A 2,136-nucleotide genomic window follows, 5' to 3' on the forward strand; every position below is an offset into this window, starting at 1 on the left:
CATCCGATTGCGCGGTCAGCAGGAAGCGCGGATCCAGCAGATTGGACAACGGCCGCGCGCTGATCCATGCGCCGCCGGACAGGGTGGCGGGGGTGCCGTCGCCGATGTCGTCCAGGCGATTGTCGGGGACGATCAGGAGGTTCTGAAGGGCGGCCGCGCGGGTCTGATCCATCGCCTACCCCCAGACCGTCAGTTGCGCGTCGGAGCGCGATCGACGCAGGCCGACCACCCACGCGCGGGCCATACCGAGGCGGGGGATCGCCGACAGATCGACACAGGTGCCCAGATCGCACTGGCGGGCGCCGGCCCGGGTCACGCCCAGCCGCCACGCGCGGCGGGGCATGTCGTACATTGGCGCTAGGCCGGTGCGCAGGGTGGCGGCGGCGTCCTGCAACGCCAGCGCCGTGGTGCGGGCGACGGTGCGATATCCGGGCCAGCGGTCCTGCACCACCGGGATGTCGCCGGCGTCCAGGCGATAGGCGGCGGTCAGCAGATCGTGCCACGCCACGCGCGCGGGGGTGTCGGCGTCCACAAGCTGATCCTCGGACAGCACGGTCCAGGCGCGGCGGTACTCGACCTCAATGCGCCCGGCCGGAACCTCAAGGCCGGTCGCGACCAGATCGGGCGCGCCGGCCAGATCGTCGACGGTCAGGGCGACGGTGGGCGTGGCCCACTCCGGCGGTGTCGGGCGCCATGCGGCGATGCGCCCCAGGGCGTCGTCGTGCCAATAGCCGACGCCGGCCAGCAGGCCGTCCAGGACTTGGCCCACGGTGGCCTCGGTGGCGCCGGTCCACCAGCCGGCCTCCCACGCCGGCAGGGCATCGACGCTGGGCCGAATATCGGACGGGCGGATCCCGCCGGGCCCCTCCAGCACGGCGCGCACCAGGGCGGGCAGACGGCAATCCGCATGATGACGGGCGGAGACGGTCAGGGCCCCGGCCGGCGGCGCGTACAGGCGGATCAGGCCCTCGGCCCGGCAGCCCGCCACCTCCCCGGCGGACAGGGTCGCGGCCTGGAGCGCGGATGCGGTCTCGAATTGGGGACCGATGGTCAGGGGCGCGCCGCCATCGGCCGCGCCCGTGAGGGCATCGTATGCGCCGATCCGATAGATCTGGTCGTGGACATTGCCCTCGACCGGCGTCACGGCCTCCGCCACGCCCCAGCCCACGGGAACCGGGCGCCCGGCCAGGGACGGTCCGCCCTCCGGCGCCATGCCGCCGGCGGTGGCGGTGCCGGCCAGGGTGGCGGTGGTGATCGGCCTGTCGCGCAGCACCTGGAGGCGGTCGCGGAGGATCAGATCCACGTCGCGCCAGCCGATGTCGGCGCGTTCGGTGATGCCGGTCATCACCACGGAAAACTCGGAGGTTGGTCGGCCGGCCGGCCCCTCCATGACCTCGACCTCGTACCCCCAGGCGGCGTCCCGGAGTGCGTCATAGCGGCCCGATGCGGCCTCGCCGAGGCTGATCGCGCTGTACGACGTGTCGGCGCCGGCCGACGGGTCCAGGGCCGTGTCGATCGACCGCGTCCAGGTCGGGCGCACGCGCAACGCCCCATCATAGACGGCATAGTCTTCCTCCGGCCCGGCGGCATAGCCGACGTCGGACAGATACAGGGTCTGCATCGCGCCGACGGCGTCCATGTAGCGGGCCTTGATCCTGGTCTCGGTGCGGGTCATCGGCGGCCTCCCACGGCGGCGCGGGCGGCCAGGGACGCGGCGCCGGTGGCCTCGGCCAGGTCGGAGCGGATCCCGATCAGGTGGCCGGACAGCTCCTCCGTGAGGGCGCCGTCGGCGCGGCGAGTGTCCTGGGCTTCGTCGTGAAGCGCCGTTTCAAGCGCCTCTAAACGCTGATCAATGCTCTCCAAGAGCGGTACCAGCCGATCGTCGCGCGCCGGCGCCGTCGAGGCCGGGGCCTGATCGACCCACGGCAGCGGCACCACGACCGGCTGCAGGACGGGCCGCTGGGGTTCGATCACGCGCAAGGTGTTGTCGTTGATGGCCTCCAACAGGCCGCCGTACTGGGCGGCCGAGGCGGCGTTGACGATGAACTCACCGGCGCTCAGGTGCGCCGCGATGGCATCGTCCGTCGGGCCTCCGGGACCATTCACCCACCCGCCGCCGGCAAAGTACCGGCCCTC

The 2,136-nt window shown here is 72.8% G+C and carries 2 protein-coding genes; both read right to left on the reverse strand.

Going from position 1 to position 2,136, the window contains the following annotated elements:
• Positions 1–175: 175 nt before the first annotated feature.
• Entirely contained in the window at positions 176–1,675 is a 1,500-nt protein-coding gene (locus GGD82_RS20695) for a hypothetical protein (protein WP_184013347.1), read from the reverse strand.
• Positions 1,672–2,136: hypothetical protein (locus GGD82_RS20700; protein WP_211364864.1), on the reverse strand; the 465-nt coding region annotated here is incomplete at its 5' end. The genes GGD82_RS20700 and GGD82_RS20695, both read right to left, overlap by 4 nt.

This window comes from Roseospira marina, assembly GCF_014197855.1.
Classification (GTDB): Bacteria; Pseudomonadota; Alphaproteobacteria; order Rhodospirillales; family Rhodospirillaceae; genus Rhodospira; species Rhodospira marina.

Coding starts and splice junctions, on each gene's coding strand:
- GGD82_RS20695 (WP_184013347.1), bottom strand. CDS start 1,675: ATGACCCGCACCGAGACCAGGATCAAGGCCCGCTACATGGACGCCGTC.